21 protein-coding genes are annotated in these 26,256 nt (G+C 37.3%); 12 read left to right on the top strand and 9 right to left on the bottom strand.

Annotation, left to right across the window (positions count from 1 at the left end):
* The first annotated feature begins 13 nt into the window (after positions 1–13).
* The 3 genes from EV200_RS22165 to EV200_RS08700 all read left to right on the top strand — a co-directional run bounded on the left by EV200_RS22165 (position 14) and on the right by EV200_RS08700 (position 1,807).
* A complete protein-coding gene (locus EV200_RS22165; protein ID WP_308424143.1) occupies positions 14–283 on the top strand; it encodes a dioxygenase family protein in 270 nt (89 codons plus the stop codon).
* Complete coding sequence (locus tag EV200_RS08695; RefSeq protein ID WP_308424144.1) at positions 261–836, top strand: dioxygenase family protein; 576 nt, start codon at positions 261–263, stop codon at positions 834–836. Before EV200_RS22165 ends, EV200_RS08695 begins: the two co-directional genes overlap by 23 nt.
* Positions 837–1,087: 251 nt before the next feature.
* On the top strand, positions 1,088–1,807 hold the full coding sequence (locus EV200_RS08700; RefSeq protein WP_132531174.1) for a heavy-metal-associated domain-containing protein: 720 nt from the start codon (positions 1,088–1,090) through the stop codon (positions 1,805–1,807).
* A gap of 140 nt (positions 1,808–1,947) precedes the next feature.
* Here the strand turns inward: EV200_RS08700 and EV200_RS08705 are convergent, their stop codons facing one another.
* On the bottom strand, positions 1,948–2,493 hold the full coding sequence (locus EV200_RS08705) for a YfiT family bacillithiol transferase (RefSeq protein WP_132531176.1): 546 nt from the start codon (positions 2,491–2,493) through the stop codon (positions 1,948–1,950).
* A 113-nt stretch (positions 2,494–2,606) separates the two neighbouring features.
* On the opposite strand from EV200_RS08705, the gene EV200_RS08710 reads away from it, so the two are divergent.
* From EV200_RS08710 to EV200_RS08730, 5 genes are all read left to right on the top strand, one after another.
* Positions 2,607–3,791, top strand: coding sequence for a hypothetical protein (locus EV200_RS08710; RefSeq protein WP_132531178.1), 1,185 nt, complete (start codon positions 2,607–2,609; stop codon positions 3,789–3,791).
* 198 nt (positions 3,792–3,989) lie between these two features.
* A complete protein-coding gene (locus EV200_RS08715) occupies positions 3,990–6,374 on the top strand; it encodes a S9 family peptidase (RefSeq protein WP_165877897.1) in 2,385 nt (794 codons plus the stop codon).
* A gap of 346 nt (positions 6,375–6,720) precedes the next feature.
* Entirely contained in the window at positions 6,721–7,353 is a 633-nt protein-coding gene (locus EV200_RS08720) for a peroxiredoxin (protein WP_029281637.1), read from the top strand.
* Positions 7,354–7,366: 13 nt separating this feature from the next.
* On the top strand, positions 7,367–7,675 hold the full coding sequence (locus tag EV200_RS08725) for a thioredoxin family protein (protein ID WP_010599335.1): 309 nt from the start codon (positions 7,367–7,369) through the stop codon (positions 7,673–7,675).
* Positions 7,675–7,923 carry a DUF6952 family protein gene (locus tag EV200_RS08730; RefSeq protein ID WP_029281635.1) on the top strand — a complete coding sequence of 83 codons (249 nt, stop codon included), beginning with the start codon at positions 7,675–7,677 and terminating at the stop codon, positions 7,921–7,923. Before EV200_RS08725 ends, EV200_RS08730 begins: the two co-directional genes overlap by 1 nt.
* Positions 7,924–8,130: 207 nt before the next feature.
* Here EV200_RS08730 and EV200_RS08735 read toward each other — a convergent pair whose 3' ends face one another.
* From EV200_RS08735 to EV200_RS08755, 5 genes are all read right to left on the bottom strand, one after another.
* Entirely contained in the window at positions 8,131–10,716 is a 2,586-nt protein-coding gene (locus EV200_RS08735; RefSeq protein WP_132531180.1) for a phosphoenolpyruvate carboxylase, read from the bottom strand.
* Between the two features lie 328 nt (positions 10,717–11,044).
* Positions 11,045–12,592, bottom strand: a complete 1,548-nt coding sequence (locus tag EV200_RS08740; RefSeq protein WP_132531183.1) for a DHA2 family efflux MFS transporter permease subunit — start codon at positions 12,590–12,592, stop codon at positions 11,045–11,047.
* Positions 12,593–12,599: 7 nt separating this feature from the next.
* Positions 12,600–13,637 (bottom strand): HlyD family secretion protein, encoded by a 1,038-nt coding sequence (locus tag EV200_RS08745; RefSeq protein ID WP_132531186.1) that lies wholly within the window; start codon positions 13,635–13,637, stop codon positions 12,600–12,602.
* 8 nt (positions 13,638–13,645) lie between these two features.
* Positions 13,646–14,965, bottom strand: coding sequence for a TolC family protein (locus EV200_RS08750; protein WP_132531189.1), 1,320 nt, complete (start codon positions 14,963–14,965; stop codon positions 13,646–13,648).
* Positions 14,962–15,588, bottom strand: a complete 627-nt coding sequence (locus EV200_RS08755; RefSeq protein ID WP_132531193.1) for a TetR/AcrR family transcriptional regulator — start codon at positions 15,586–15,588, stop codon at positions 14,962–14,964. The genes EV200_RS08750 and EV200_RS08755 overlap by 4 nt, the downstream gene beginning before the upstream one ends.
* Before the next feature lie 344 nt (positions 15,589–15,932).
* Between EV200_RS08755 and EV200_RS08760 the strand changes: the two genes are divergently transcribed.
* Together EV200_RS08760 and EV200_RS08765 are read left to right on the top strand one after the other, a co-directional pair.
* Positions 15,933–16,118, top strand: a complete 186-nt coding sequence (locus tag EV200_RS08760; protein ID WP_029281623.1) for a hypothetical protein — start codon at positions 15,933–15,935, stop codon at positions 16,116–16,118.
* Positions 16,119–16,165: 47 nt separating this feature from the next.
* The gene (locus EV200_RS08765; RefSeq protein ID WP_132531196.1) at positions 16,166–16,735 is read left to right on the top strand and encodes a DUF2911 domain-containing protein; all 570 of its coding nucleotides are present in this window, start codon (positions 16,166–16,168) and stop codon (positions 16,733–16,735) included.
* 155 nt (positions 16,736–16,890) lie between these two features.
* On the opposite strand, the gene EV200_RS08770 is transcribed toward EV200_RS08765, so the two are convergent.
* Positions 16,891–19,263, bottom strand: a complete 2,373-nt coding sequence (locus EV200_RS08770) for a phosphocholine-specific phospholipase C (RefSeq protein WP_132531199.1) — start codon at positions 19,261–19,263, stop codon at positions 16,891–16,893.
* A gap of 35 nt (positions 19,264–19,298) precedes the next feature.
* Entirely contained in the window at positions 19,299–20,801 is a 1,503-nt protein-coding gene (locus tag EV200_RS08775) for a glycerophosphodiester phosphodiesterase family protein (protein WP_132531202.1), read from the bottom strand.
* A 135-nt stretch (positions 20,802–20,936) separates the two neighbouring features.
* Between EV200_RS08775 and EV200_RS08780 the strand changes: the two genes are divergently transcribed.
* Together EV200_RS08780 and ybeY are read left to right on the top strand one after the other, a co-directional pair.
* Positions 20,937–24,281, top strand: coding sequence for a DUF4175 family protein (locus EV200_RS08780; protein WP_229676812.1), 3,345 nt, complete (start codon positions 20,937–20,939; stop codon positions 24,279–24,281).
* Positions 24,282–24,451: 170 nt separating this feature from the next.
* Positions 24,452–24,895, top strand: coding sequence for an rRNA maturation RNase YbeY (gene ybeY, locus EV200_RS08785; RefSeq protein ID WP_132531205.1), 444 nt, complete (start codon positions 24,452–24,454; stop codon positions 24,893–24,895).
* Here the strand turns inward: ybeY and EV200_RS08790 are convergent.
* On the bottom strand, positions 24,892–26,007 hold the full coding sequence (locus tag EV200_RS08790; RefSeq protein WP_229676813.1) for a threonine aldolase family protein: 1,116 nt from the start codon (positions 26,005–26,007) through the stop codon (positions 24,892–24,894). The two genes, ybeY and EV200_RS08790, sit on opposite strands and share 4 nt — an antisense overlap.
* Positions 26,008–26,256 lie beyond the last annotated feature (249 nt).

Below are 26,256 nucleotides of genomic sequence, written 5' to 3' on the forward strand. Positions count from 1 at the left end.
AAAAATATGTATCATGTCAGCTTTATCCCAATTTAGAAATTTCACTCAACGTTTGCCACAAACAGATCTTATGCCTACGATCTTTATCGGTCATGGTTCGCCTATGAATGGTATTGAGCACAATGAGTTTAGTGAAAGTTGGGTAGATCTGGCAAAAAACATCCCTGTACCTAAAGCTGTTCTGGTTGTTTCAGCACATTGGTATACACACGGAACTTTCGTTACGGCGATGGATTTCCCTTCAACTATCCATGATTTTGGTGGCTTTCCAAGCACTTTTTGATGTTCAATATCCGGCGCCTGGCGATACGAAATTAGCCAAAGAAATTTCTACCCTTATTCAGTCTGCGCCTGTGGGTATGGATCATGACTGGGGATTAGACCATGGCACCTGGACAATTGTAAGACATATGTACCCAGATGCAAATATTCCTGTTCTTCAGTTGAGTATTGACTATACCAAATCTCCTGCAACGCATTATGAAATTGCGAAAGAGATTTATGCACTTCGAAAAAAAGGTGTTTTAGTTATCGGTAGCGGAAACATGGTACACAATCTACGGATGATCAGCTGGGAAATGATCAATTGTGGCGGATACGATTGGGCAAATGAAATGAATGATAAGTTTAAAAACCTCATTGCGAATGGCGACCATAAGCCATTAATTAATTATCGTAATCTGGGGTCGGATGCGATGCTGGCCATTCCAACGCCAGAACATTATTTACCATTGATTTACACTTTAGGTTTAAAAAACGATGAGGAAGAGCTCTCTTTCTTTAATGATAAGGCCATTGGTGGTTCACTGACCATGACTTCTGTTTTAGTGGTATAATAGGGTTTAGGGTTTAGGGTTTAGATGAAACAAAGATTGTTTTAAGTATTTAACCAAGTTCAACCTTAACCTTCTTAATTCCTTAATGGTGAGAATCTAATAACCATTAAGGACGAAAAGAAACTTAAAATTTCCAACTCCAATCTACTGTTCTTATCCAGATCATATAATCTAAAATTTTATAAAACTTTATGATTATTCTGTAACGGTTCTCACCTGTACTATAGGTAAATTTGTGTAAACATTTTATCATGACACATACCTATCAACTCACGGGCATGACCTGTAGCGGTTGCGAAAATAAAGTAAAAAATAACCTTTTAATTTTACCTGAAGTTTCTTCTGTTGAAGTTTCGAAAGAGGCCAGTTCAGCAACGATAAGCATGGATAAACACATTAGTTTAAATGCTTTGCAACAAGCTTTGGGTGGCCAGGAGAGTAAATATCAAATTTCTGATGCGACACCTAATGAAGTGGTTGAAGAAACGAAATCCTGGGCAGCTACCTACAAACCTATTTTATTAATTTTTGGATATGTTACAGCTATCTCCCTAATAGTTTCATTGCAGAATAGCATGATAGACATTATGTTGTTTATGAGGGTTTTCATGGCTGGTTTCTTCCTTACCTTTTCGTTTTTTAAAATGCTAAACCTAAAAGCATTTGCTGAAAGTTATGCGATGTATGATATCGTTGCTAAAAAATTCAGTCCTTGGGGATATATTTATGCCTTCATTGAACTGGGATTGGGCTTAAGTTTCGCACTTAACTTATCCCCTGTTATTGTAAACTGGGTTACATTAATTGTGATGATAGTGAGTATTTTTGGTGTATTAGAAAGCGTTTTAAATAAGAGAAAGATTCAATGTGCTTGCCTTGGCGCTGTTTTTAATTTACCCATGAGTACAGTAACTATTGTTGAAGATGCCATTATGATTGCGATGAGCGCAATGATGTTGATATTGATGTAATAAAAATATTAAATTGATTATTTATTACTATTTATGATTCATTGTGCTTACATGGTAAAATCAAAGACTTGTTATACTCGAATTTTAACAGTAAAATAAGCTAACTATATTGATTTAACCATGCAAGGCATCTAAGATATCTATTGTATAGCTGTGTTCAAATTACCTTTCATTGTATGCTCAATATGAGCCAGGTGATGTTTTCCATGCCAGGCGTACATGCCTAACATATTTGCCAGGCTTATTTCTTTTCCTTGCGCAGGGTGGATATATTTTCTTTGATAATCTTCCAGTTTTAAAGTCTTTAAAAAGGATACCAACCGTTGGTGTAAAGCGGTTAATAAGGCGACTGACATTTCAATATCGCCATCCTTTGCCTCCTCCGTTTCTGCCCATCTTTCCTCGTCATATGGTCTGATGACTGGAACATCTTCAGTGATAGCCTGCTTAAAACGAATGTATGCATTCATGTGACTGTCTGGAAGATGATGTACAACCTGTCGCAATGTCCAGCAGCCAGGACGATAGCTTTGATTCAATTCTTCCTTACTTAAATGTGCTGTGGCTTGTTTAATTTGAGCCGGAAGCGCTTCAATTTCAGCAATCCAGATATTGGCCTGGTGTTTATCGAAAACTTCAGGCATTATGAATTGTCCGATAGGGTATTTAAGTTGTTCTAAATCCATAGCACCAAAATATGTTTTTTACTTTGCATTCTCCAGCTTATTTAAAATGAATACGCTTGATCATAAAAAATTCATGCTTTTAAAGCATATTGCAATGAATTTAAAATCCACAGATGAAGAAGTTATTTTTTGCTTTCGCATGTTTGATTCCTACACTCATTTTCGCACAAACTATTAAAACGGATGTATTAATATTAGGAAATGCTGATGCCGCCTATTCTTCAGGTCTACAGGTTTCACGTTCTAGTGCCAGTGTGGTAATTTTAACTCAAAGCAATCCTTTTAGTCTGGATAAAATTAAAGAGACAAAATCAGCAGAGATCTATAAAATTTATGAAAATGTACAGCTGAGGGGAATTGCATATATCAAGGATTTAGAAAAAAAATCAACCCAAACAAAAAAGAAAAACACAGGAAAAGATAAGGTAGATGGCATTAAATTGTTTAAAATTATAAATGACACGCCTATTGTCGCTATTGAACGTTCTGGTAGTGGATGGGAGGCCAAAATCAGTAAAAGTAAAAGCATAAAAGCTAAAGTCCTGGTTGTGGCAGACAACAATGATAAGCTTCTTTCTAATTTAAACATTACCAATTTAAAACCAGTGCGCCTAAGCGCTTTAAATTATACCGAAAACTTATACCGCACAACCATTTCCGGAATTACTGGTACTCCAAACTTTTTATCTTTATATCATCTATTAATTCCTGATCAGGAAAACTTATTATACATTAACCCCAATAGCATAGAGATTGGTCAGGCAGCTGGAGCTACCTCAGCCTATGCAGCCTTTTTTAAAACGAAAACCAGCTTATCTAATTTAAAAGCAATTCAAGGCGAACTCTTAACCTATAAACTACCATTGATGCCTTTTGTCGACGTAAAAGTCGCTGATTCGAACTGGCTAGCCATCCAGAAAATTGGGATTACTGGCATTCTAAAAGCAGAGATCAAAAATGAAAGGGCGTTTTTTAATCCAGAAAAGGAAGTTACTAATGAGGAAATTAAACAACCGATAAAAGATTACTATTATAAGGCACAAATATGGTTCGATGACCATAAAGATGTGCCAATTAATCTGGAAAATACCATCTTACTGGTTTCATATGTGGGCAATAAAGCTGTTGAGGCCACTAAAACAGAACTACAGAAAAAATGGAATAGCAGCTATAAATTTCCTTCAAAATATGATTTGAAAAGAGTTTTAACCCGAAGAGAATTTTCGGTAATTATTAATGAATATTTAAAGCCGTTTGATCAGGTAAATGTGGATAAAACCGGAAGAGTGATCAGATAAGTTACCTTTGAAGAACTTTGCCGCAGATGCCTAGATTAGTTATTTATGGACATTGAGCATTTAGTAAATTAATCTGCGAATCTGCGGCCAGCTAAATCAATATATCCTAAACCTGTGGTTGAATTTAGTTGTAACATTTCCATTTCCTTAATGAATTGGCTTATGCAATATCTAAATTGCAGCATCCAATCCAAATTCATGAAAAAATATTTATTTTTCCTTTTGCTCTGCACGGGCGAATATACTTTTGCACAACAAATTGCCCCCTTAACAGTCGAAAAAATTATGCGAGACCCTAAATGGATGGGAACTTCGCCAACTAATTTCCGCTGGACAGCCGATAGTAAAACACTTTACTTTAACTGGAATCCTGAAAATAAGGCTAAGGAAGAACTTTACAAAGTTACCACTTCATCCCCTAAACCTATTAAAGCTGCAGATAAAGAAGATGAAAAACTGTTAAGTTTAAACTATGTTTATAATCAAAATCGCTCACTTGGTTTAGTGGAGAAAAGCGGAGATATTTACCTTCTACAAACTAAATCCAATAAAGAAACCCGCCTAACGAATACATTGGAGCGTGAAAGTAATCCGATTTTCCTGGTTAATGGAAATGTCGTTTATCAACAGGGAGATAACCTCTTTGAAATCGATTTAAAGTCTGCGGAGACCACACAGCTTACTAATTTTGTTAAAGGTAAAAAAGCTGGGAAAGCAAAATCGCAGCCAGCAACGGAACAAGATCAATGGTTGAAGGCGGAACAAACAACATTATTCGATATCATCAAAAAAAGAAATTCAGAAACAAAGGGTAGCAACCGCTCAGTCAGAGGTCGTTTTGGCACTCCTCCTACCGATACAAAATCATTGAAAGAATTATATACTGAAGATCAATTTCTGAACGAAGTTGTGATCAGCCCCGATGGCCGTTATGTTACTTACAAACTCACCACGCCTGCACAAAATAACCATAACACCATCATCCCCAATTACGTTACTGCATCAGGATATACTGAAGATATTCCAGGGAGAACCAAAGTTGGTGAAAATGAAAATGTTTCTCATGGTTTTATTTATGATAGGGAAAGAGATTCTGTATATGCCTTTCAGCCATCAACCATTCCGGGGATAAAGGATCTGCCTGATTATTTAAAAGATTATCCGAAAGCGCTTGATACCCTGAAAAAGAAAAATGCTGACCGTCCTGTAAATTTGTTTGGTCCGTTATGGAATGAAAATGGAACTTCAGGGATTGTCATCGCTACATCTCAGGATAACAAAGACCGCTGGGTTTTAAAATTAGAAGCTTCTACAGGTAAGTTTTCTTTAATTGATCGTCAGCGCGACGAGGCTTGGATTGGCGGGCCGGGCATTAGCGGATTTTACCAGGGAAATACAGGCTGGGTAGATAATAATCACATCTATTACCAAAGTGAAGCAACAGGTTATTCACACCTTTATGTAGCCAACGTTTCAACTGGTGAGAAAAAGCAGCTTACATCAGGCAAATGGGAGGTTCAGTCTGTACAGCTTTCTAAAGATAAAAAAACCTTCTATTTTAAAGCCAATAAGGAACATCCCGGCATTACAAATTTCTTTAAAATCAGCGTTAGTGGCGGTCAGCCTATTCAAATCACAATGATGAAAGGCTTAAATGAAATTATCCTTTCACCTGATGAAAAATATGTGTCCATCAATTATTCGTACATGAATAAACCTGGTGAGTTATATATTCAACCCAATCAAGTTGGTGCAAAAGCTACAAAAGTGACAGAATCTACATCAGCTGAATTTAAGTCTTACCCATGGCGTGAACCAGATCTGGTAAGTTTCAAAAACCGTTATGGTGCTGATGTTTATGCCAGGGTTTATAAATCTGAAAAGCCACATCCCAATCATCCTGCAGTAGTTTTTGTACATGGTGCTGGTTATTTGCAAAATGTTCACTTTGGCTGGAGCACATACTTCCGGGAGTTTATGTTTAATAATTTACTGGCCGATAATGGTTACACTGTAATTGATATTGATTATACCGGAAGTTCTGGTTATGGTCGCGATCACCGCACAGGTATTTATCGCCACATGGGTGGAAAGGACTTAACTGATCAAGCAGATGGAGTAAAATTTCTGGTCGAGAAATATGGCGTAAATCCTAAACATGTAGGTTTATATGGTGGATCTTACGGTGGCTTTATTACCCTAATGGCGATGTTTAATGAAGCTGATGTTTTTACCAGCGGTGCAGCTTTACGTTCTGTTACCGATTGGGCACATTACAATCATGGTTATACCTCAAATATTTTAAATGAACCATTCAATGATCCGATTGCCTATAAAAGAAGTTCGCCAATTTACTTTGCGGACAAATTAAAAGGAAATTTACTCATGGCACATGGAATGGTAGATGTGAATGTTCATTTCCAGGATATTGTTCGTTTGACACAACGTTTTATTGAGCTTGGAAAAGACAATTGGGAGTTGGCGGCCTACCCGGTGGAAGATCATGGTTTTGTAGAACCAAGCAGCTGGACCGATGAATATAAACGCATATTCAAGTTATATGAGCGTACTTTGAAAAAGTAGTTAAAAGCAACTTCTATTAAAACCAGAAAAGGTTTTATTTGCAGCAACCTTGAATGTACTGTCATGCTGAGGCACGAAGCATCTGTAACCGATGAAACAGATGCTTCGTGCCTCAGCATGACAGAAGTTCTTTAAAAGATTGTAACGAATAGCAGGGCTTCTAAGCCTAAAAGCATCATCCATTTATTACCATAACAAAAACATAGAAAATTGCTATACATATTTATCATAATATAGTTTTCATCTATATCATTATCAATAAATACAATGAACTATTAATAAACATGGGTTGATTTGGATGAGTTTTAGCCGTACCTTTGTCGCATAAAATTAAAGACAAAATATTATGGCAATAGTAGGTAAAAAATTCCCAAGTGTTAGTATTGATGCAATGTCAGACATGGGTGATGACTTGAAAATCAATGTATTTGAAGAAGCTGTAAATAAAAATAGCAAAGTATTATTATTCTGGTATCCAAAAGATTTTACATTTGTTTGCCCTACAGAATTACATGCTTTCCAAGCGGCTTTACCTGAATTTGAACAAAGAAATACCATCGTAATCGGCGCATCTTGTGATACAAACGAAGTTCACTTTGCCTGGTTAAATACGCCAAAAGACAATGGTGGTATTGAAGGTGTTACTTACCCGATTTTGGCTGATACCCACAGACAATTATCTGGAATTTTAGATATTTTAGATCAAGAAGTTAACTATGACGAAGAAGGAAATGAATCTTTCTCTGGTTCAAACGTTACTTTCAGAGCCACCTATTTAATTGACGAAACGGGTAAAGTTTTCCACGAAAGTGTAAACGATATGCCATTGGGTAGAAATGTTAAAGAATATTTACGTTTAATTGATGCTTATACTCACGTTCAGAAACATGGCGAGGTTTGCCCTGCAAACTGGGAAGAAGGAAAAGAAGCAATGAACGCTAACAGAGATGGCGTTGCTGAATATTTAGCCGCTAACTAATAAAATAAACATTATGTTTTTAGAATTAACTGAGGATAATCTTCAACAATATTTAGCCGACAACTCCAAAGTAATGGTTCAGTATGCCGCATCATGGTGTGGTAACTGTAGAATCATGAAACCGAAATTTAAAAAGCTGGCTGCAGAAAATGAAGATGTAGCTTTCTTAATTGTGGATGCCGAAAAACTTCCAAACTCACGCAAATTTGCAAACGTTGATAATTTACCAACTTTCGCAGCTTTTGAAGGTGGTAATTTGGTTGATCAGGTGCAAACCAACAAAGCTGAAGGTTTGATTGAACTTTTTAACAAAATAAAATAATGAAGATTCCGGTTATAAGACAATTGTTTCAAAACACTACGCCTGCTCAATTGGAAACTACTTTAGAGGTTTTAGAGGCTTTCTGTGAATTCAGAGGTGTTAGTGAGCATGAGGTTGATGTTGCAGGCGAGATGATTACCAATATTTGTGGCGCTTTAGAAGTACACCAAATGGTAAGCGATGGTGCAGCTGAAAAAGACGCATTAAATGCCTTCGGCCAAAAAGTTATGGGCTCGATTGATCGATAGTCTAACTTAAACCCGTAAGGTTTTAAAAACCTTACGGGTTTGCAGACTTAAAAAAATAAACCCTTGTAGATAAAATCTGCAAGGGTTTATTTTTTAGGTATAACGTCATTGCGAGGCACGAAGCAATCCTACTACGTTCGCAACATATCGAATTAAGATTGCTTCGTGCCTCGCAATGACGATCTTTCTTATTTGACTAATTAAACTCTAAGCCAAATTCCTTCCGGCATTCACAATTCCAAATACTGTTCTCACCGCCAACTTTTCTAAAGCGGTTTGATCACTTTCATTTTGATTGTGCTGCAGTTTTTCAAGCGCAAAATGCTGAATTAAAACCAATGGTAAAATGATTCGCTCACGTGTTGCAATCGATCTTTTATCTACCGGATAATTAGCCATTAGTGTTTCCTGCCCTGAAAGCTTTAAGAGCATTTTCTTCGTTAATTCAAATTCTTCATGCAATTGTGTCCAAAAAGCACCAAACTCCTCGTCTGCGGCTAAATGAGCTGTTATAGCGAAGTCTGATTTGCTCATACTCATCATACAGTTATCCACGATTGTTCTTAGGTAATCAGAATCTTCGTAAACTTTAATGACTTTATCCCAGTTTCCGGCTTTCTCCTGATTACTTAATGCAGTTCCCATTCCATAAAAACCAGGAACATTTTGCTTTAACATGCTCCAGGCTGTTACAAAACTGATTGCCCTTAAATCTTCCAGTTTCATTTCGCCGCCACCATTTCTTTTTACCGGTCGGCTACTGATGTTTGCCTGAGACAATAATTTCAGTGGTGATAATTTTTCAAGATAGCTAACGAACAATGGATGTTCACGCAAATCAACAAAACCTTTGTAAGCATCATTAGCCATTTCATCAAGCAATGTTTTATTTTCAGGATCTAAAAGTACATTGTGTTTCTCTTTTAAACCAGATGAAATTCCGGCATTGATTAACTGTTCAATGTTAAACTCAGCACTTTCCACCGAGCCATATTGTGAACTGATGGTTTGTCCCTGAACAGTTAACTGCATATTCTTATTGGCGATTTCTTTCCCCATTGAGGCGTAGAAACGATGTGTTTTACCACCACCACGCGCCGGAGGCCCACCCCGTCCATCAAAAAATGCCAATTGGATATTATGCTTTTTAGCAACAGCGGTTAATGAAGTTTTTCCATTAAAAATAGACCAATTGGCCATTAAATAGCCCCCGTCTTTTGTACTGTCGGAATAGCCAAGCATAATATCTTGTTTATTACCTCTGCTTGCTAAATGTGCCTTGTAAAAAGGATTACTGTATAAGATATCCATAATATCAGCAGCGCCTTTTAAATCCGTTACCGTTTCAAAAAGCGGCACAAAATCTATGGTTAATGTATCCTTGCTCCAGCCGTTCCAAAGAAATAGTTCAATTAATTGAAGTATATCGGTTGCTCGCTGACAATTACTAATAATAAACCTATGACAGGCTTTTTCGCCATTGCGTTTCTGAATGCCTTTGATTTCTTTTATCGTTTGGATGGTATCTTTAATCAGATCATCTCCATCCGTGGCATAAACGGGTGTAGCTTCTTTAAAAGAAATGAGCTTAAGTTTTTCTCCTTCAGAAAGCTGATCATAATTTTCCGGATACAGTGAAGAAATAGGCTTGTTTTGACGGCAATATGCATGAACACTTCTCAACACGCGGCTGTCCTGGCGGATATCCAAGGATGCGAAGTAATTGCCGTACAAATCAATCTTTCTGATTAAATCATTAACCAGTTCAACAAACAAACCTTCATGCTCTGTAAGCAGTGTATCTTTAATTTTATTCAGGTTTTCTCTTAACTCGTCAGAAATATCATGTAACTCACAGGCCTGATCGAAAGCATTTTTATAAAGTACATCATGCAAAATAGCGATGTTTTCTTCAACTCCCCTAAAGGTGATCCGGCGTTTAATTACCCTGAAATCGCGATAGTAACAGCGGAATAAAATCTGACGCAACATTTTAGAAACTTCCAATGTGGTATCTGCATGGATATTTGGATTACCATCACGATCACCTCCCGGCCAAAAACCCAATTCTAAAATCTTCTTGGTTTCAAGATTATATTCATCCAGATTTTGATCAATCTCTGCCTGAATATTCGCCGCAGCAAAGTAAAAGGTATTTTCTAAAAACCAGGCTAAATTCAAAGCCTCATCTACAGGTGTTGGAGATTTCTTGTTAAAAAAAGGCGTTTTTCCAAGTTGCTGTAGCAGCGAATTCATTGAAGTGATGTTATTCTCACGAATGGCATGAGTTAAATCGGTAATGATCGCTAAAACATTGCCTGGATAAAACTGAGTAGGATGTGCCGTTAAAACTAAACGCAATGATAACTCATCAATCAACTTCTCAATTTTGGAAAGCATTGGTTTGTTATCAGCATTCTTTTTTAAAATGAAGGCAAGTGTACTTTGCTCATCAGTTGTATTCAACTTTGTAAATGAAGCATCTTCTACAGCATCAAAAAGTACGACCTGACGTTCAATATATTGTATAAAACGGAACAGTAAATCAATAATATCTTTCCGCTCTGTATAATGGGTATACTTGGTGAAAAATTCTTCAATCACCTGAGCCGGCTTCTGTCCGTTGGATATTCCTTCTTCACAACTTTTAAAAAATAAGGGCAGTAATGTTCCTGTATCTTTTATTTTATAAAATGGAAGGGTTAAGAAAAGACTGTTGAAGAGCTCAAATTTCGAGATGACCTCATTATTAAAGATAGATTCTCGCTGTGTAGTCAAACGGAGTTTTGGCATAGCTTAAGCAATAGTTTTGTATAGGGTAATACTACAAAAAATGCATAAGGTATTAAAATTCTAGCGCTTACAATTTGGATAATTGTAGAATAAATTTTAATTTTAAAATCTTATTTGGTTACTAGCTAGCGAAGTAAGAATATTTGCAATGTTTAAGGGCATTGCATTGATTGTTAATTTTTTGGGTTAAAACAGCCGATGTACAAAATACACCGGCTGTTTTGTTTAGTCCCACCTAAATCTTCCCCGGAAGGGAGGACTTTAAGGCAGAAGTATATGAATTTCTAGTATAACTTAAGCTTAGTGATTGCCTTTAACAGGGCAATACTTAATGCGCATCTGTAACAATATTAGCGTTTTTCTTAAATTTCTGAAGATATAAAAGTGGAATAGAGAACAACATAATTAGTCCTGCAACCCAGTAAGCATCACTATAAGTAAGCAACATGGTTTGTTTAATTACGGTACCTTCAATTGCTTTCATCGCCATTAATTTTGCATCTAAGAAAGAAGTTCCTTTAGCCATAAAGCCGCTGATTAAAGCATTAAACTTCTGCGTAAAAGCCGGGTTGTATTCATTGATGTTGGTTAACAGATTATTTCTATGGAAACCAGCACGAACGTGAATTAAAGTTGTTAATGCTGCAATTCCAAATGACCCTCCTAACTGCCTGCTCATGTTATTTAAACCTGATCCTTGACCAATCTCCGCCCCTGATAAATCTTGCATAGCCAGCGTGGTTAAAGGCACGAACAGTAAAGCCATACCAAAACCCCTAATCACTAGCGGCCAAAAGAAATCACCTGTTCCGGAAGCTAATGTTGAATTACTCAGCATCCAACAGAAAACGAAGAATAAAAACATTCCTCCGGTCGCCATAAATTGTGCAGGAACACCTTTTTTAAGCATAATACCAATAAACGGCATCATGGCAATGGTACAAATACCACCGGCAATAAATAGCTTTCCGGTTTGTAGAGGCGTAAAGCTTAACAAATTCTGCGCAAATACCGGGAAAACGAAAACCGAGCCGTAAAGTCCGAATCCTAAAATAAAAGAAGTAAACATTCCGATAGAAAAGCTTCTTTTTTTCATGATCCTAAGGTTTACAATAGGAAACTCAGTAGCAGTTTCCCTCCAGATGAAAAGCAGCAACCCAAAAACAGATATTACAGCTAATGCGGTAATGTATGGTGTTGAGAACCAGTCTTCGCTTTCTCCTTTTTCTAAAACGGTTTGTAAACTACCAACAGCTATTGCCAATAAAGCAATTCCCCACCAATCCACGGGCTTCCCTTTCCCATCTTTTGGCGTCTCTCGAATAAAGGTATAGGTACAATAGGCCGCGAGTATCCCGACGGGAATATTCACATAAAAAATCCATGGCCAATCTGCCACTTCTAAAATATAACCTCCAATGGTAGGACCAACAGTAGGACCAACAACGGCACCTAAACCAAATAAAGCTGTGGCGATACCCACATCTTCTCTAGGCCAGGTTTCAATTAGAATTGCCTGTGCAGTAGAAATCAATCCACCACCGGCTACTCCTTGTAGAATCCTAAACAGAATCAGTTCATTTAAAGATGTGGCATTACCACATAAAAATGAAACCAATGTAAAAACGATAATGGAGGTTAAGAAATAATTTTTACGCCCGAAACGACTACCTAACCACCCCGACATAGGCAGGATAATTACGTTCGCAACGGCATAACCAGTAGATAACCAGGCGATATCCTCAAGGGTAGCGCCCAGGTTTCCCTGTATTTGAGGGATTGCTACGTTTACAATGGTCGTATCAATCAACTCCAGTAAAGAAGCCGTGATTACCGTAAATGTAATAATCCATTTTTTTAAACCTACTTCGGCCATTTTAAATTTATTTAGTAGAAACTGAGGCCTTAACGCTCATTCCTGGGCGTAACTTGGCTAACATTTCTTTTGATGGATGAATTTTAATTTTTACAGGAATACGCTGAACAACTTTAACAAAGTTACCTGTAGCATTATCTGGAGGTAATAATGAACCTTTAGCACCAGTTATTGGTGAGAAGTTATATACTTCACCCTGAATTTTTTCATCAGGGTAGGCATCCACTTCAATTTCTACTTTAGAACCTGACTTAATTTTTTCTAACTGTGTTTCTTTAAAGTTCGCTGTTACGTAAATACTGCCATCGTTCACAATAGAGAATAAAGACTGACCAGGCTGAATCAATTGTCCTTTTTGAACATTCTTTTTAGAAACTAAACCTGTTGCAGGTGCTTTAATATCAGTGTATGATAATTGTAATTTAGCAAAATCGATATCACTTTGGCGCTGACTAATTACATTGCTACTTACCGCCAGTTGAGATTGAGTTGTTCCTACTTGTTTAACTGCAGCATTATATTGATCCTGAGCAGCCTGAAAAGCAGCTTCTGCTGATTCTTTCGATGCTTTTGCCTGATCAAATGCTTGTTGCGTGATGGAACCATCTTTTATTAAGTTTGCATAACGGGCATAATCTTTATTTGCCAGGTTTAGCTTTACTCTTGCAGCCGTTACATTTGCTTTTGCTGTACTGGTATTGGCCTGAGTAGCGGCAATTTGCGATTGTGCAACACCAACTCCTGCACTCGCCCCTTTTTGACCAGATTGCGCCTGCTCTAACTTTACTTTATAATCATTATCATCAAGTTTCACTAAAACCTGACCTTCGGTAACATGTGTATTTTCTTCGAAATTAATATCCTTAACATAGCCACCTACCCGTGCAACAACAGGACTGATATCTCCATCAATCTGCGCATCATCCGTATCTACGTGTTTGCTATAATAATTCCACTCTACGATACCAAAAACGATACCTATTACTAGTAAAACCCCTAAAATGATTGGTACTACTATATTCTTTTTTTTCTTTTCAGTTGTCATTGCTGTATTTATTGCGTTATTTTTCCAGTTGATTTTAATAATGTGTAGTAAGCCAAACCTGCATCAGCTTTTGCGATTTCTAAATTGATCTTCGCCTGATATAAAAGCGTTTCTGCATCAATTCTATCGGTAACAGAGGCTACGTTGTTTTTATATTTTGATGCAAGTAACTTGTCGTTTTCTGTAGCCTGAGCGATTGAAGTTTCCAGAACCTGAATCTTATTTACAGCAACCTGATAAGTTTGAAAGTTTTTGTTAATATCCGTTTTAACCTGATCTGTTAGAATATCCTTTTGAAAAGTGATGGCATTTTGCTCAATTTTAGCCTCACTCACTTTGTTTTTATTTGTCCAAAGGCTACCGATGTTCCAGGAAACAGTGGCACCAACGGTTACCGGCATTAAATATTGATTAACCGGAGGAATAAAGCTACCACTTGGATTAATATAATATAAGTTTGCGCCAACTGCTACAGTAGGTAAGGTATTGGCCTTAACCGTTTTAATGTTATAATCAGCCACCTTGTTTTGCACATCAAGTTGTTTCAACTCCTGGCGGTTCGTCATGGCCTGAGCAATATATTCATTTAAAGAACCAATAGATTTCAAACCCACGCTCGGATCGGCAATATTGATTTCAGTATCTTCTGGTAAGCCAAGAAGAATATCCAAATTATAATTAATGATTTTGCGATTGCTTTCTATATCCATTTGGTTAAGGGTTACGTTAGCCTGTTGCAATTGGAACCGCAATACATCATTTTTAGTTACGATACCTTGCTCAAAAAAACGTTGTGCCTGTTTAATCTGGGCGGCAATTGATTCTAAATTCTGATCAACAACTTTTTTACTTTGCGCTATCTTATATAAGGCATAATAGGTATTAATTACAGCATAAGTAATTTCTTCCTTATTTTTATCAGCATCTAACCGGGCTACATCAGCCAATAATTTTGTTGATTCCTTGGCGTATTTAAGTTTACCGCCTCCGTATACCAACTCCTGAACTGCCGCAGTTCCTACAAAGGCATCAGCCCTGTTGGGTAAGTGAAAAGAAGATCCACCTCCGGGTAAGGTAAAAGTGGTGGTCGGGATTTCGGCGTGATTGTAAATGAAGTTAGCATTCGCTGATGGTAGCGCATTATCTTTAACTACTTCAAGCTGTGCCATAGCCTGATCTATTTTATTTTGAGATAATTTTAAGTTTTTACTATTGGCTATGCCAAGTTCAATTGCCTGATTGATGTTTAATTCCTTTGTACTCTGTGCAAATAAAGCCATTGGAATTAATGATGCCACAAGCAGTAATTTAATGGATTTGGGTATCATTTTTTTGTTGTTAAATAAACGGTTAAGAGATCTTGTAAGTAAGTGATGGTACGTTCTTTAATATTTTTTTTATCCTTCGGATTGTTCAAATCAAAGGATGAGAATGGCATAACTTTGTGTGGGGAGATCACAATGTTTGTAATCGTACCCATAATGGTTGCAATAACCATTCTTGCGTCAACCTGATTAAAACTACCATCTTCGATTCCATCGGCGATAATGCGATCCATGATTTGCATATTCTGGCTCATGGCATCTTTAATTTTATCATACATTTCAGGTCGCTGTGTTAGTGACAGTTCTCTGTGCATCATTTTATGAAAGGCAGGATTACTTAAAATCCTATTTACATAACCCTCAATTATTTTATGCAATTTTTCAAGTGATGATATTTTATCTTCGTTAATGATTTTTAACTGAGATCCAAAACTGGCTATTCTGCCATTCATAATCTCAATAAAAACACCCTCTTTAGACCCGAAATAATAATTAATCATCGCCATATTGGCACCCGATTCCTTTGAAATCTGGCGGGTGGAAGTACCCTCGTAACCTGTTTCACAAAACAGCTTTTCGGCGGCATCCAGAATGGCCTGTTTTTTATCTATTTTTTCTGCTTTCATTTCTTATTCTGCCGCAAAATTAATCAATCGTTTGATTAATATCCAAATGTTTTCATACTTCTTTTACATTAGTCTGATAAAACATGATTTTTAAGCAAAAAGGGTATTGTACTCGTTGAGAAATTTATCATTCAAGATAGAAACTGGCAGCATATAAATTGTTAATGCTTAACACCAACACTTGAAAATTTCAACTTCGTGATTTAAAATAAGATATACCAATTTAAAATATTTCATAAATACTGCCTCCGAATGACAATTTCAATCCTTTATTAAAAAATTGAAAGCTAATCGCAAATTATAATTTAAAATAAATACTAACTTTGCCTCCAAATATTTAAAACATGAGCTTACAAGAAAACAGCAGCAATAATTTCAACTGGTTATATTACGCATTAGGTTTAATCTTCGGAGTTTTAACTGGTGCAATCATTACGCAGAATTACATCTTCGCATTATTAGGTGGCGTTTTAGGTTTATTAACCGCTGGATTATTTTTAAATGCCATTGTTAAAGGTAGAAAATACTAATAGCTAAATCTTCATAACCTTTTTGAATTAAAATGAACTCAAAGCAAATGAGAAATATTTTTGTTATTGTTTTCGCTTTGTTGTGCTTTAGTGCAAAAGCTCAGGAAGGTTTACCTGCAGAGGTAAAATTTCCTATCGCCGATCCAAGTCCGGCTGATATTCTTTATTTCCCCATCAATACGCCAAAAGCTAAAGAGGGTGAAAACTTAAAACCCGTCATTAAAATAATTTATTCACGCCCTCAGAAAAAGGGTCGTGATATTTTTGGTGTGCTGGAGCAATACGGTAAAGTTTGGCGTTTTGGTGCAAACGAGAGTACAGAAATTCGCTTTTATAAGAAAGTAACCGTTGGTGGCAAAAAAATTAAGGCTGGTACTTACAGTTTATTTGCCATACCCAATAAAGATAAATGGACTATCATCATCAATAAGCAAACCGATAAGTGGGGTGCTTTTACATATGATCAATCTATGGATATCGTTCGTGTTGATGTTCCGGTCAAAAACTTAAACAAGCCAATTGAATATTTCTCCTTAACATTTAGTCCGCTTCCGCAAGGCGCTGCATTAGTTGCTGCCTGGGATAGAACACAGGTTGAACTACCAATCGCTTTTTAATTCGCGAAAACTCCATTGCTGGGAGAACAAATTAGCGATTTTCACACTCTTTTTCTTAGCCCTTTCCCTTTCAGGGGGAAGGTGCCGATAGGCGGATAGAGGTTCTAATACCCTTCGTCGGCTAACAGAGCCTTCTCTCAATTAAACAATTACCCTTACACTACATTCCCCATAAAAGGATCAGTCGTGGTTACCTCTCCGGTTTCTATTTTGCCAGCATAACGGTGACTAAATATTTTATTTCCTGTATGGATAACACTGAAATCGTACCAGTTTGCATTTTTAGATAAATTCAATACCACACTATTGGCTGATTTTGGTTTCAACTGGAGATTTCTTGGTGCCGCTCCATATTTATGGTCAATAATTTGAATGGCCACAGCCATTATACCTTTATTTTCAATGGTGAAAATTAAATTTCCACTAAGCTTTTTACTCACTAAACCGATTTGTTCCGGCTTTGCCTGAATCATTAACTGTGGATTCTTTTTACTCCCCGCGAAATGCCTGTAAAAACCATTTGGTCCTGTAACCCTGAAATCGTAAACTTCATCATCAAAATCTTCAATGCTAATCTTTTCTGTAAGGGTATCGCCAGATTTTACAGCATATGCCCAGGTTTTTCCGGCGACACCTTTAAATTTAGCATTGGTACTCATATTGAAAGGTGCTCCTACCGTTTCGATCTCGCTTCCGAAAAGCGTTTTTGCAGATTGGAAAGTAAGTTGTATTTCATTATTAACCAAATGAGCATCAACCATTAAGTGATAAGGTAATGCGCAAGCTGGTTTGGTTCCGTTTTCCTGTTTTGGGGCGTGAACCGATGTTTGATGTGAGAAAGCTTCAAACTTATTAATTTTATCAACCTCCATTTTATTTAATGCTGTTGGCTCAGCCTGAGCAGGTTTGTTCTTCGCATTGTTGATATTGGTAACCACAGTTTCGCGATTTAAAGGCTCCGGGTTTTTAATTTCTTCTCCATGGAAAGGCCTGAAAGCAGATGACAGATCGCCACAAATATTTCTCCTCCAATCACTGATATTATTACTTTTGATGTTTTTGCCCTCTTTTTTACTCAACCATTTCTCCATGAACATCAATGATGAAGTATGGTCAAATACCTGCGAATTTACGAACCCGCCCTTGCTCCAGGGAGAGGCGATTACCATAGGCACACGGTAACCTAAGCCAATCGGACTTCCTTTTCTCGCTTCAAAATCCGTGGCATAATTTATTCCGGCAGATGCTTTTCCTGTTGACGCATCATTTGGGTTTGGCACCACAAAAGGTGGCTGATGATCAAAATATCCATCATTTTCATCGTAAGTTAAAACGAAGATAGTTTTCTTCCAGACTTCAGGGTTTTTAGTCAGAATATTTAAAGCCTCACTAACGTACCAGGTACCATAAAGTGGAGAACTGGTATGATCAGAAAAACGTTGAGGTGCAACTAGCCATGAAACGGTAGGTAATTTTCCCTGGTCTACATCCTGCCTGAACTGATGGAAAATATCGCCTTTTGGAATATTGATCGTTTCTGATTTTCCCTCATCATTGGTGAAGGTAAAAGGTGTCAGATCTAAATAATCTTTCTGACTGATGTTGGTCTGAAAAGCCTTATCAATCAGGTTCTTTTCCCTTTGGGATAATTGATCATATTTCGCCTGAACTTCTTTTGCACTTAAAGGAGGTTTAACGGTATGATCACCGTTCTTTCTGAAATATGCGGAAAGCTTAACATGGTGCCGGGAAACATATTCAACTGGATTATCGCCATAATTCCCCAACCAGTCATCAACTTCACCTTCAGGCAATTTTGATGTCCACAGTTCATTTTGATAAATGCGCCAATCGATACCATTATCTTCTAAAGTTTCCTGAAAAGTAGGCCAATCTACAAAAACGTTGTTCTGAGATTCTGCCTGGTCGTTATTGACCACGGCGATTTCGATTTCACTTTTCTCCCCACGCACGGTTCCTGTAAAAAAGAATAATCGGTTTGGCGTGGTTCCTGTTAATGATGAGCAAAAATGCTGATCACAAACGGTAAAAGCATCTGCTAAAGCATAATAAAAAGGAATATCATTCCGATCGTAATAAGCTAAGGAAATGGCTGATTTTACCAGAACCCATTTATCATATTTTCCACCATTTCTGGCAGCGACCTGATCATTCCAGGAGTGCGGCAATCCGCCCTGCCAGGTAATTTTGGTTTTGTTAATATCAACATGAAAAGGTGCATAAGTATAACCCTGACCATCCTTTTGAAGCCAAACCTTATTGCCATCTGGCTGAATATGCGGATGCGGATCATTGAAACCCCTAACGCCTTTCATTTTGCCAAACATGTGGTCGAAGGAACGGTTTTCCTGCATCAGGAATACGATGTGCTCCGCATCCTGAAAAGTAGTGCCTGGGTCTGGATCAATCGACATCGCTTTTAGCACCGTTGCCGGAAAAGTATGGGCTGCCCCTGTTGCGCCTGCAAACAGTGCTGCTTTTTTAAGAAATTCTCTACGTGAATCCATAATTTAGTTCACAATTTTCAGTTGATGACTTATGATTATTTCTGGTAAACCCTTACATAATCTACTTTCATCGTCGCAGGGAATATAGATTCATCCACTCCCATCTTTCCACCCCATCCGCCGCCAACGGCAACGTTTAAAATTAAATGAAAGTTCTGATCAAATGGCCATTCTGGCGTACCTTTTCCAGTGTTTTTGAAGCTCAGGTATTTTTGCTCATCCACAAAGAAATCGATACTATCTTTGTACCATTCAATGGCATAAACATGGTAAGCATCGTATGGATTGATTTTAACACCCTTCCCCACTTGCGTATGAATCGTATGGTTAAATTTCTCGGTATGTACGGTTCCATAAACACTATCAGGTTGATAACCGACATGCTCCATAATATCAATTTCTCCACTTTTAGGCCAACCTCCGTACTTTCCTTCAGTAGGCAATGCCCAAATTGCTGGCCATAAGCCCCGCCCCTTTGGTAACATCACCCTTACTTCTACCCTTCCGTATTTGAAATCGAATTTATTTTTGCTCACCAGCCTGGCAGAGGTGTAATGATTGCCTTCTTTATCAGCTTTAACAGCCGTGATATTCAGGTTTCCCTTTTTTACCTGTGCGTTTGCGGAGTCGGCTTCAGTATAATATTGCAACTCATTATTGCCCCAGCCTTTTCCGCCTACATCGTACGACCAGTTTTTACTAAGCGGAAGACCTGTTTCGTAAAATTCATCTGCCCATTTCAATTTCCATCCTAAAGCAGAAGGTGTTTTCTTCAATTCCTCAAAAGTTAATTCAGGTTCGTTTGTGGTAATGTAATCAACCTGATGGGCCAGTAACCATTGGATTTCAGGCGCCGTATTTACTGTCCATGCATTTACGGTTAAGCCTAGCTGATGGGCATTTTCAATCCATCCCTCTTTCTGGTAAATGCTGTAATAATAATCTACACCAGTTAAACGGTCTGCTTTCATTTGTGCTGCGCTGACATCCCCTTTCAGGTAGGCCACCTTCGCATTTGGCACTAGTTCTAAAATACGTTTGCAATAATCGTAATCAAAGCTGATGTATTCAGTCCATGCTACAGCACCAACTTTTTTAACCATTTCAACACATTTATTGGTTACATCGATACCGCGTTCTTTGCTAATTAAAGAAGGTTTTATCTCCAGGATCAATTTAGTACTGCGTTGTTTCATCCCTGCTTTCAAATAATCTTCAAGCGTTGGAATTTTCTCTCCATTGCTCATGGTTTTGGTGAGCAGTTCCTCATATTTAACTTTTTCAATGGTTAGGCCTTGAAATTCAGGGTCATGATTGATCACGAGAATATTATCAGCCGTCATCCATACATCAAACTCAGAACCATAACAACCAAGTTTAATGGCTTCATTTAAAGAGGCTATTGAATTTTGAGGAAAATTATTCTTTTTCCAGGCCCCACGATGAGCAATAACCTGGTTTTTATTCCAGTTAAACTTTTGAGCAAACGATGTGGTAAATACCAATACCATAACTGTTGAAATAATGATTCGCTTCATATTCAGGCTTAATATACAAAATCCAAAAGTAGATTTTTACCTGTACACTCATTTAAAATCTATGTAACCTTTGTATTAACTATCATAAGCAAAACCGGTATGGTCCTAAAAACCTTACAAGTTTATATTAAATTGATGGGAAACAATTTTTACATTTACGTTGATATGGTAAGCAATAACTACAGCGATTTACTGAGGAAGATAGAGGAGTTTATCCATAAATTTTATCTGAACAAGATTTTACGAGGAAGTATCTATGCCGCCGCCATACTTTTAGGCATGTATTTGTTGGTATTTTTGAGTTTGTATTACCTCCATCCTTCTGCCGGTTTTAAAACTTTCTTATTCTTCGCATACCTGTTTATCGGCATTACATTAGTTGGTTTTTTAATCATCCGCCCCTTACTTTCTATGCTTAAATTGGGCAGACACCTTTCTTTTGATGAAGCTTCTGTGATTATTGGTAACCATTTTTACGACATTAAAGATAAGCTTTTAAACACGTTACAACTCCACAAACTATCTGAGCAATTACCTGATAATCAACTGATCATTGCCAGTATAGACCAGAAGATCCTGGAATTAAAACCAGTTCCTTTTTATACCGCCGTGAGGATAAATGACAATCGTAAATACCTGAAATACCTTTTCATTCCCTTATCAATCATTCTGCTGATTGCACTTATTGCACCTGCAATTTTGCGTGAAGGCACCAACAGTTTCTTTAAATATGACGAATACAATGCCCCGAAAGCACCTTTTACCTTCACCGTTTTAAACCGCAATTTAACTGTTACCCAAGGGGGTGACGTTACCATCGATTTGAAATTAGCTGGCGATGAATTGCCTGCGGAAGTATATGTGGAAGATGGCAAGAATACCTATAAACTGGAGAAGGACAATATCAGTAAGTTCAAATACAACATCAAAAATATTCAAAGTGATAAAAAACTAATTTTCAAAGGTGGCGGCTTCAGTTCCTCTGCATTTACAGTTACTGTTAAACCCCGCCCAGAACTGCTCAATGCTACAGCCACATTAAGCTTCCCTTCCTATTTGGGAAAAAAAGCCGAGGTGGTTTCCAATGCCGGCGACTTGCTTTTATCTGAAGGCACCCGTGTAACCTGGGCATTTAAGACCGGACAAAGCAATTCCCTTATTTTTAAATTGAACGATAACGAAAGTGTTTTGCAAGTGGAAAATAACCAATCTACTTATCACGCAACCATTAGAAATAATGCCCGGTACAGCATCACGCCTAAAAATGATTTTGTCACTTTAAAAGACTCTCTTTCCCATCAAATTACGGTAGTGAAAGACCAGTCGCCTGCTATTCAGGTGGAAGAAAAACAGGATTCGATCAGTAACAAAGCTTTGTACTTCAGCGGACAAGTTACGGATGATTATGGCTTCAGCCGATTGAGTTTTAAATACAACATCAAAGAAAACAATAAAATAATCAGTACGGTGAGCAAAAATATTGCGATAAAAGCAAACACCACTGAAAATACTTTTTTCTATTTCTGGGATTTAAAAGCGGTTCCGGCAAAGCCAGGACAGCAAATTGAATATTATTTTGAAGTTGCCGATAATGATGGCGTGAATGGTGCGAAAACAACCCGTTCTGAAATCAAAACCATTAAACAAGCCACGAAAAGTGAAACCGCTGAGCAAATTAATGCAAGCAACCAGGCGTTGAAGCAAAAAATGCAATCGGCCATTCGTTTAGCCAATACCATTGAAAAAGAAAGCAAAAAAGTTGCTGAAAGCCTGATTGATAAGAAACAGATTTCCTTTGAAGATAAAAAGCAAATTGAGGCTTTACTGGATAAACAGAAACAACTGGATGAAGCAGTAAAAGAAATTAAAGAACAAAACGATAAAAATATTCAGCAGCAGGAAGATCAAAAACAAACGGATGAACTAGTAGAAAAGCAAAAACAAATTAAAGACTTGTTTGATCATGTGCTTGATGATAAAACCAAAGAACTTTTGCAGAAGCTGCAAAACCTGATGAATGAGAAAAATAAAGACCAAACGCAAAACGAACTCTCGAAAATGCAATTGGACAATAAAACCCTCAAAAATGAACTGGACAGAATCCTGGAATTGTACAAACAGCTGGAATTTGAACAAAATCTTCAAAATGATATTGACCGTTTAAACGAACTGGCTAAAGAACAAAAAGACTTAGCAAAACAAACTGCTGATAAAAAACAGGATCAGGAATCGCTTAAGCAAAAGCAAGAAGCTTTGAATAAGGAAATGAAGGATTTAAAGGATGACTTGAAAAAACTGGAAGAGAAAAATCAAGGTTTGGAAAAACCAAATCCTTTCGAAAACCCTGAAAAAGAGGTACAGGAAATTCAGAAAGAACAGCAGGACAGTAAAGATGCTTTAGACAAAAAGGATTCTAAAAGTGCCAGTCAGAAGCAGCAAAAAGCTGGCGAGCAAATGGAAAAACTTTCTAAGAAGATGAGTGATATGCAACAACAGGGAGAAGAACAAGAAAATAACCTGAATGCTAAAGAATTACGTCGTTTACTGGAAAATTTATTGAATACCTCATTCGAGCAGGAAAAAGTGATGCTCACGCTGAAAAAAATGACCGCAGCTGATCCATCCTACACAACCAATGTCCAGAAGCAACGGAACATAAAAGACAATCTCAAAACCATCGCAGATAGCTTATATGCCTTAAGCAAACGCGTTCCTCAAATTGAATCGACAGTAAACGAGGAAATGAACAAGATTAACTTTAACCTTGATAAGAGTTTAGAACGCCTGGGCGAACGAAGTACGCCTGAAGCGAACCGTTATCAGCAATTTACCATGACTTCTATCAATAATTTAAGTTTGATGTTAAGCGAAGCATTAAATCAGTTGCAGAATATGCAGAAAAATGCTAAAGGTGGAAGCGGTAAAAAGCAAAAGCAAGGCATGAAACAGCTTTCGCAGATGCAGGAACAGTTAAACAAGAGCATGCAGAAAGCCAAGGAACAAATGCAAAAGGCTGGCGGAAACCAGGGCACAGTTGGCAAAGGACAGATGAGTCAGGAATTTGGAAAGATGGCCCAACAACAACAGATGATCCGCCAGGCATTGGAAAAGATCAATCGTGAAGAAAATAAAGATGGATCTGGTAAAATGGGTAATCTGAATGAAGCCATTAAGGAAATGAAACAAACGGAAAGCGATCTGGTGAATAAACGCCTTCAACAGGAAACCCTGAACAGACAAAAAGAACTGTTAACCAAGCTTTTAAATGCGGAAAAAGCTGAACGTGATCAAGAGGAAGATTCCAAACGTGAAAGCAAAGCTGCAAAAGAATTTCCACCTTCCTACCAAAAAATGCTCGAGCAGTATAAAAAGCAGCAACAAAACGGAAATGATGTGTTACAGAAACTGCCGCCAAGTTTAAACTACTACTATAAAAATAAAATCGCTGAATATCTGAAATCATTAAATATGGAACGATAGGTTTAGCCGCAGATTCGCAGATTATATAGATCATTTCGTCATGCTGAATTCATTTCAGCATCTATTATGTATAAAGACCCTGAAATGAATTCAGGGTGACGACCGTTCATGCATTAGCCTACTTATCACTAAATTTTATTTCTTAAATTTGCAGCCTTAAACAACCGAAAATGCCTGCAATATCATTCTTTACAGAATCCATTCATTATAATTTACCACAAAAACTGAAGATCAAAAAATGGATTAAAGCCACTATTGAAAAGGAAGGATTTAAATTACAGGAGCTCAATTTCATTTTCTGTAGCGACGAATACTTATTAGGTATTAATCAGCAATATCTAAATCATGATACCTACACAGATATCATCACTTTTGATAATTCAGATCAGGAAAAGCAGATTGTGAGTGATATTTTTATCAGCATTGAGCGTGTTAAAGAAAATGCCAAAACTTTCAAAACAAATGATTTTGATGAAGTTTGCCGCATTATGATTCATGGAACATTACATTTACTAGGCTATAAAGATAAAGGCAAAGCGGCTAAAACCTTGATGACGCAAAAAGAAGATGAATACCTTAGTTACAGGAGCGAATCAGGAATTAAGCTTGATTAAATCTTCGCAAATACGATAGCCTCTTTAAATGCATCGTAAATCTTCTTATTATCTCTTCTTAACAAAGTTGGATTCATTTTTACCTTAAAAAACCCATCCTCACGAGGCTGACCAAAAATGATATTATGCTCAGCTCTTAACCTCGAACTAAGTTTATGAGCATCGATGGTTTTGTCTACTGCTACATTAAACTGGTTAGTTCCGTTTTCAAATGGAATAAATTTTAATCCTTTCAGTGGCTTCATCTGCTGCATAAATTCATTGGACTTAGCGATTACTTTAGCCATAACTTCATCAACATTGTTTAAATGATGTAATGCCATTGCCGCACTTGGCCAGTTGGTAAAAATGCCTCCCCCATGGATTTTAATCAGATGATGCATTTGATCAATAATCGCTTTATCACCACATAAAACTGCACCACCTGTGGCACCTAAATATTTATATAGACACATGTAAACGGTGTCAAAATAAGAAGCATATTCTTTAACAGTGGAATGGGTAAATGCAGTAGCCATATGCAACCGGGCGCCATCTAAATGCATCTTATAGCCTTGCTCTTTACACCATGCAGAGATTCTTTTAATTTCACTTAGTGGAACAGCTTGATTAAAGGTTCTTCTTACAGGCGTTTCTATAGACACTACACCAATGGCTCCAACAAAAGCCTCATTATCCTGATGATACTGAACTGATTCCTGTAATTCTTCTAACGTGAAATAAGTTTTGCCAGGAGCAAGCGGAATTAACCTTTTATTATACAATGTTTGTGCTGCATCACCTTCATCTCGATATACATGACTCGTTTCCTGAACGAAAGCCTTTGTCTTATCTCCACACAAAACACTTATGGCGAGTTGATTGGCTAAAGTTCCTGAAGGAAGATATACCGCAGACTCTTTGCCGGTAATTTCCTTGAACTTATTTAATAGCTTTTCTACAGTAGCACCTTCTCCGTAACTATCCCTTTCTATTGCATTTAACGTGTTTATTTCCTGAAGTTTCTGTATAAAATCTTCCGGACGATAGAAAATTCCATCATTAATAAAATATACCGCTTCACTATCTTTTGAAGGCTGCCTGGTTTCTACGCTAAAAGCGTGTAATGGCATAGTCGACGCTATTAATTGCAATGTAGAAAGGGTAGATAATTTTAGGAAATCCCGGCGCTTAAATTCAGACATACATCTTGATTTAGAATCTATCAATTTCTGCTTTTTCTTTTTAAAATCCAACAGTTAATCACATAATAATCATTTAAAGAAATTGTATTCTTTTTTGCCCGTTTGTCTATTACTTGATGGCGTTCGTCGATAATTAGTATAGGCTCGTATAATAGCTTTATCATCCCTGCAACTTTT

The organism is Pedobacter psychrotolerans (assembly GCF_004340665.1).
Classification (GTDB): Bacteria; Bacteroidota; Bacteroidia; order Sphingobacteriales; family Sphingobacteriaceae; genus Pedobacter; species Pedobacter psychrotolerans.

Bases quoted from the DNA above. Each gene is read 5' to 3' on its own strand.
- EV200_RS22165 (WP_308424143.1), top strand. From the start codon at position 14: ATGTCAGCTTTATCCCAATTTAGAAATTTCACTCAACGTTTGCCACAA.
- EV200_RS08700 (WP_132531174.1), top strand. From the start codon at position 1,088: ATGACACATACCTATCAACTCACGGGCATGACCTGTAGCGGTTGCGAA.
- EV200_RS08705 (WP_132531176.1), bottom strand. From the start codon at position 2,493: ATGGATTTAGAACAACTTAAATACCCTATCGGACAATTCATAATGCCT.
- EV200_RS08710 (WP_132531178.1), top strand. From the start codon at position 2,607: ATGAAGAAGTTATTTTTTGCTTTCGCATGTTTGATTCCTACACTCATT.
- EV200_RS08715 (WP_165877897.1), top strand. From the start codon at position 3,990: ATGAAAAAATATTTATTTTTCCTTTTGCTCTGCACGGGCGAATATACT.
- EV200_RS08720 (WP_029281637.1), top strand. From the start codon at position 6,721: ATGGCAATAGTAGGTAAAAAATTCCCAAGTGTTAGTATTGATGCAATG.
- EV200_RS08725 (WP_010599335.1), top strand. From the start codon at position 7,367: ATGTTTTTAGAATTAACTGAGGATAATCTTCAACAATATTTAGCCGAC.
- EV200_RS08730 (WP_029281635.1), top strand. From the start codon at position 7,675: ATGAAGATTCCGGTTATAAGACAATTGTTTCAAAACACTACGCCTGCT.
- EV200_RS08735 (WP_132531180.1), bottom strand. From the start codon at position 10,716: ATGCCAAAACTCCGTTTGACTACACAGCGAGAATCTATCTTTAATAAT.
- EV200_RS08740 (WP_132531183.1), bottom strand. From the start codon at position 12,592: ATGGCCGAAGTAGGTTTAAAAAAATGGATTATTACATTTACGGTAATC.
- EV200_RS08745 (WP_132531186.1), bottom strand. From the start codon at position 13,637: ATGACAACTGAAAAGAAAAAAAAGAATATAGTAGTACCAATCATTTTA.
- EV200_RS08750 (WP_132531189.1), bottom strand. From the start codon at position 14,965: ATGATACCCAAATCCATTAAATTACTGCTTGTGGCATCATTAATTCCA.
- EV200_RS08755 (WP_132531193.1), bottom strand. From the start codon at position 15,588: ATGAAAGCAGAAAAAATAGATAAAAAACAGGCCATTCTGGATGCCGCC.
- EV200_RS08760 (WP_029281623.1), top strand. From the start codon at position 15,933: ATGAGCTTACAAGAAAACAGCAGCAATAATTTCAACTGGTTATATTAC.
- EV200_RS08765 (WP_132531196.1), top strand. From the start codon at position 16,166: ATGAGAAATATTTTTGTTATTGTTTTCGCTTTGTTGTGCTTTAGTGCA.
- EV200_RS08770 (WP_132531199.1), bottom strand. From the start codon at position 19,263: ATGGATTCACGTAGAGAATTTCTTAAAAAAGCAGCACTGTTTGCAGGC.
- EV200_RS08775 (WP_132531202.1), bottom strand. From the start codon at position 20,801: ATGAAGCGAATCATTATTTCAACAGTTATGGTATTGGTATTTACCACA.
- EV200_RS08780 (WP_229676812.1), top strand. From the start codon at position 20,937: ATGGGAAACAATTTTTACATTTACGTTGATATGGTAAGCAATAACTAC.
- ybeY (WP_132531205.1), top strand. From the start codon at position 24,452: ATGCCTGCAATATCATTCTTTACAGAATCCATTCATTATAATTTACCA.
- EV200_RS08790 (WP_229676813.1), bottom strand. From the start codon at position 26,007: ATGCCATTACACGCTTTTAGCGTAGAAACCAGGCAGCCTTCAAAAGAT.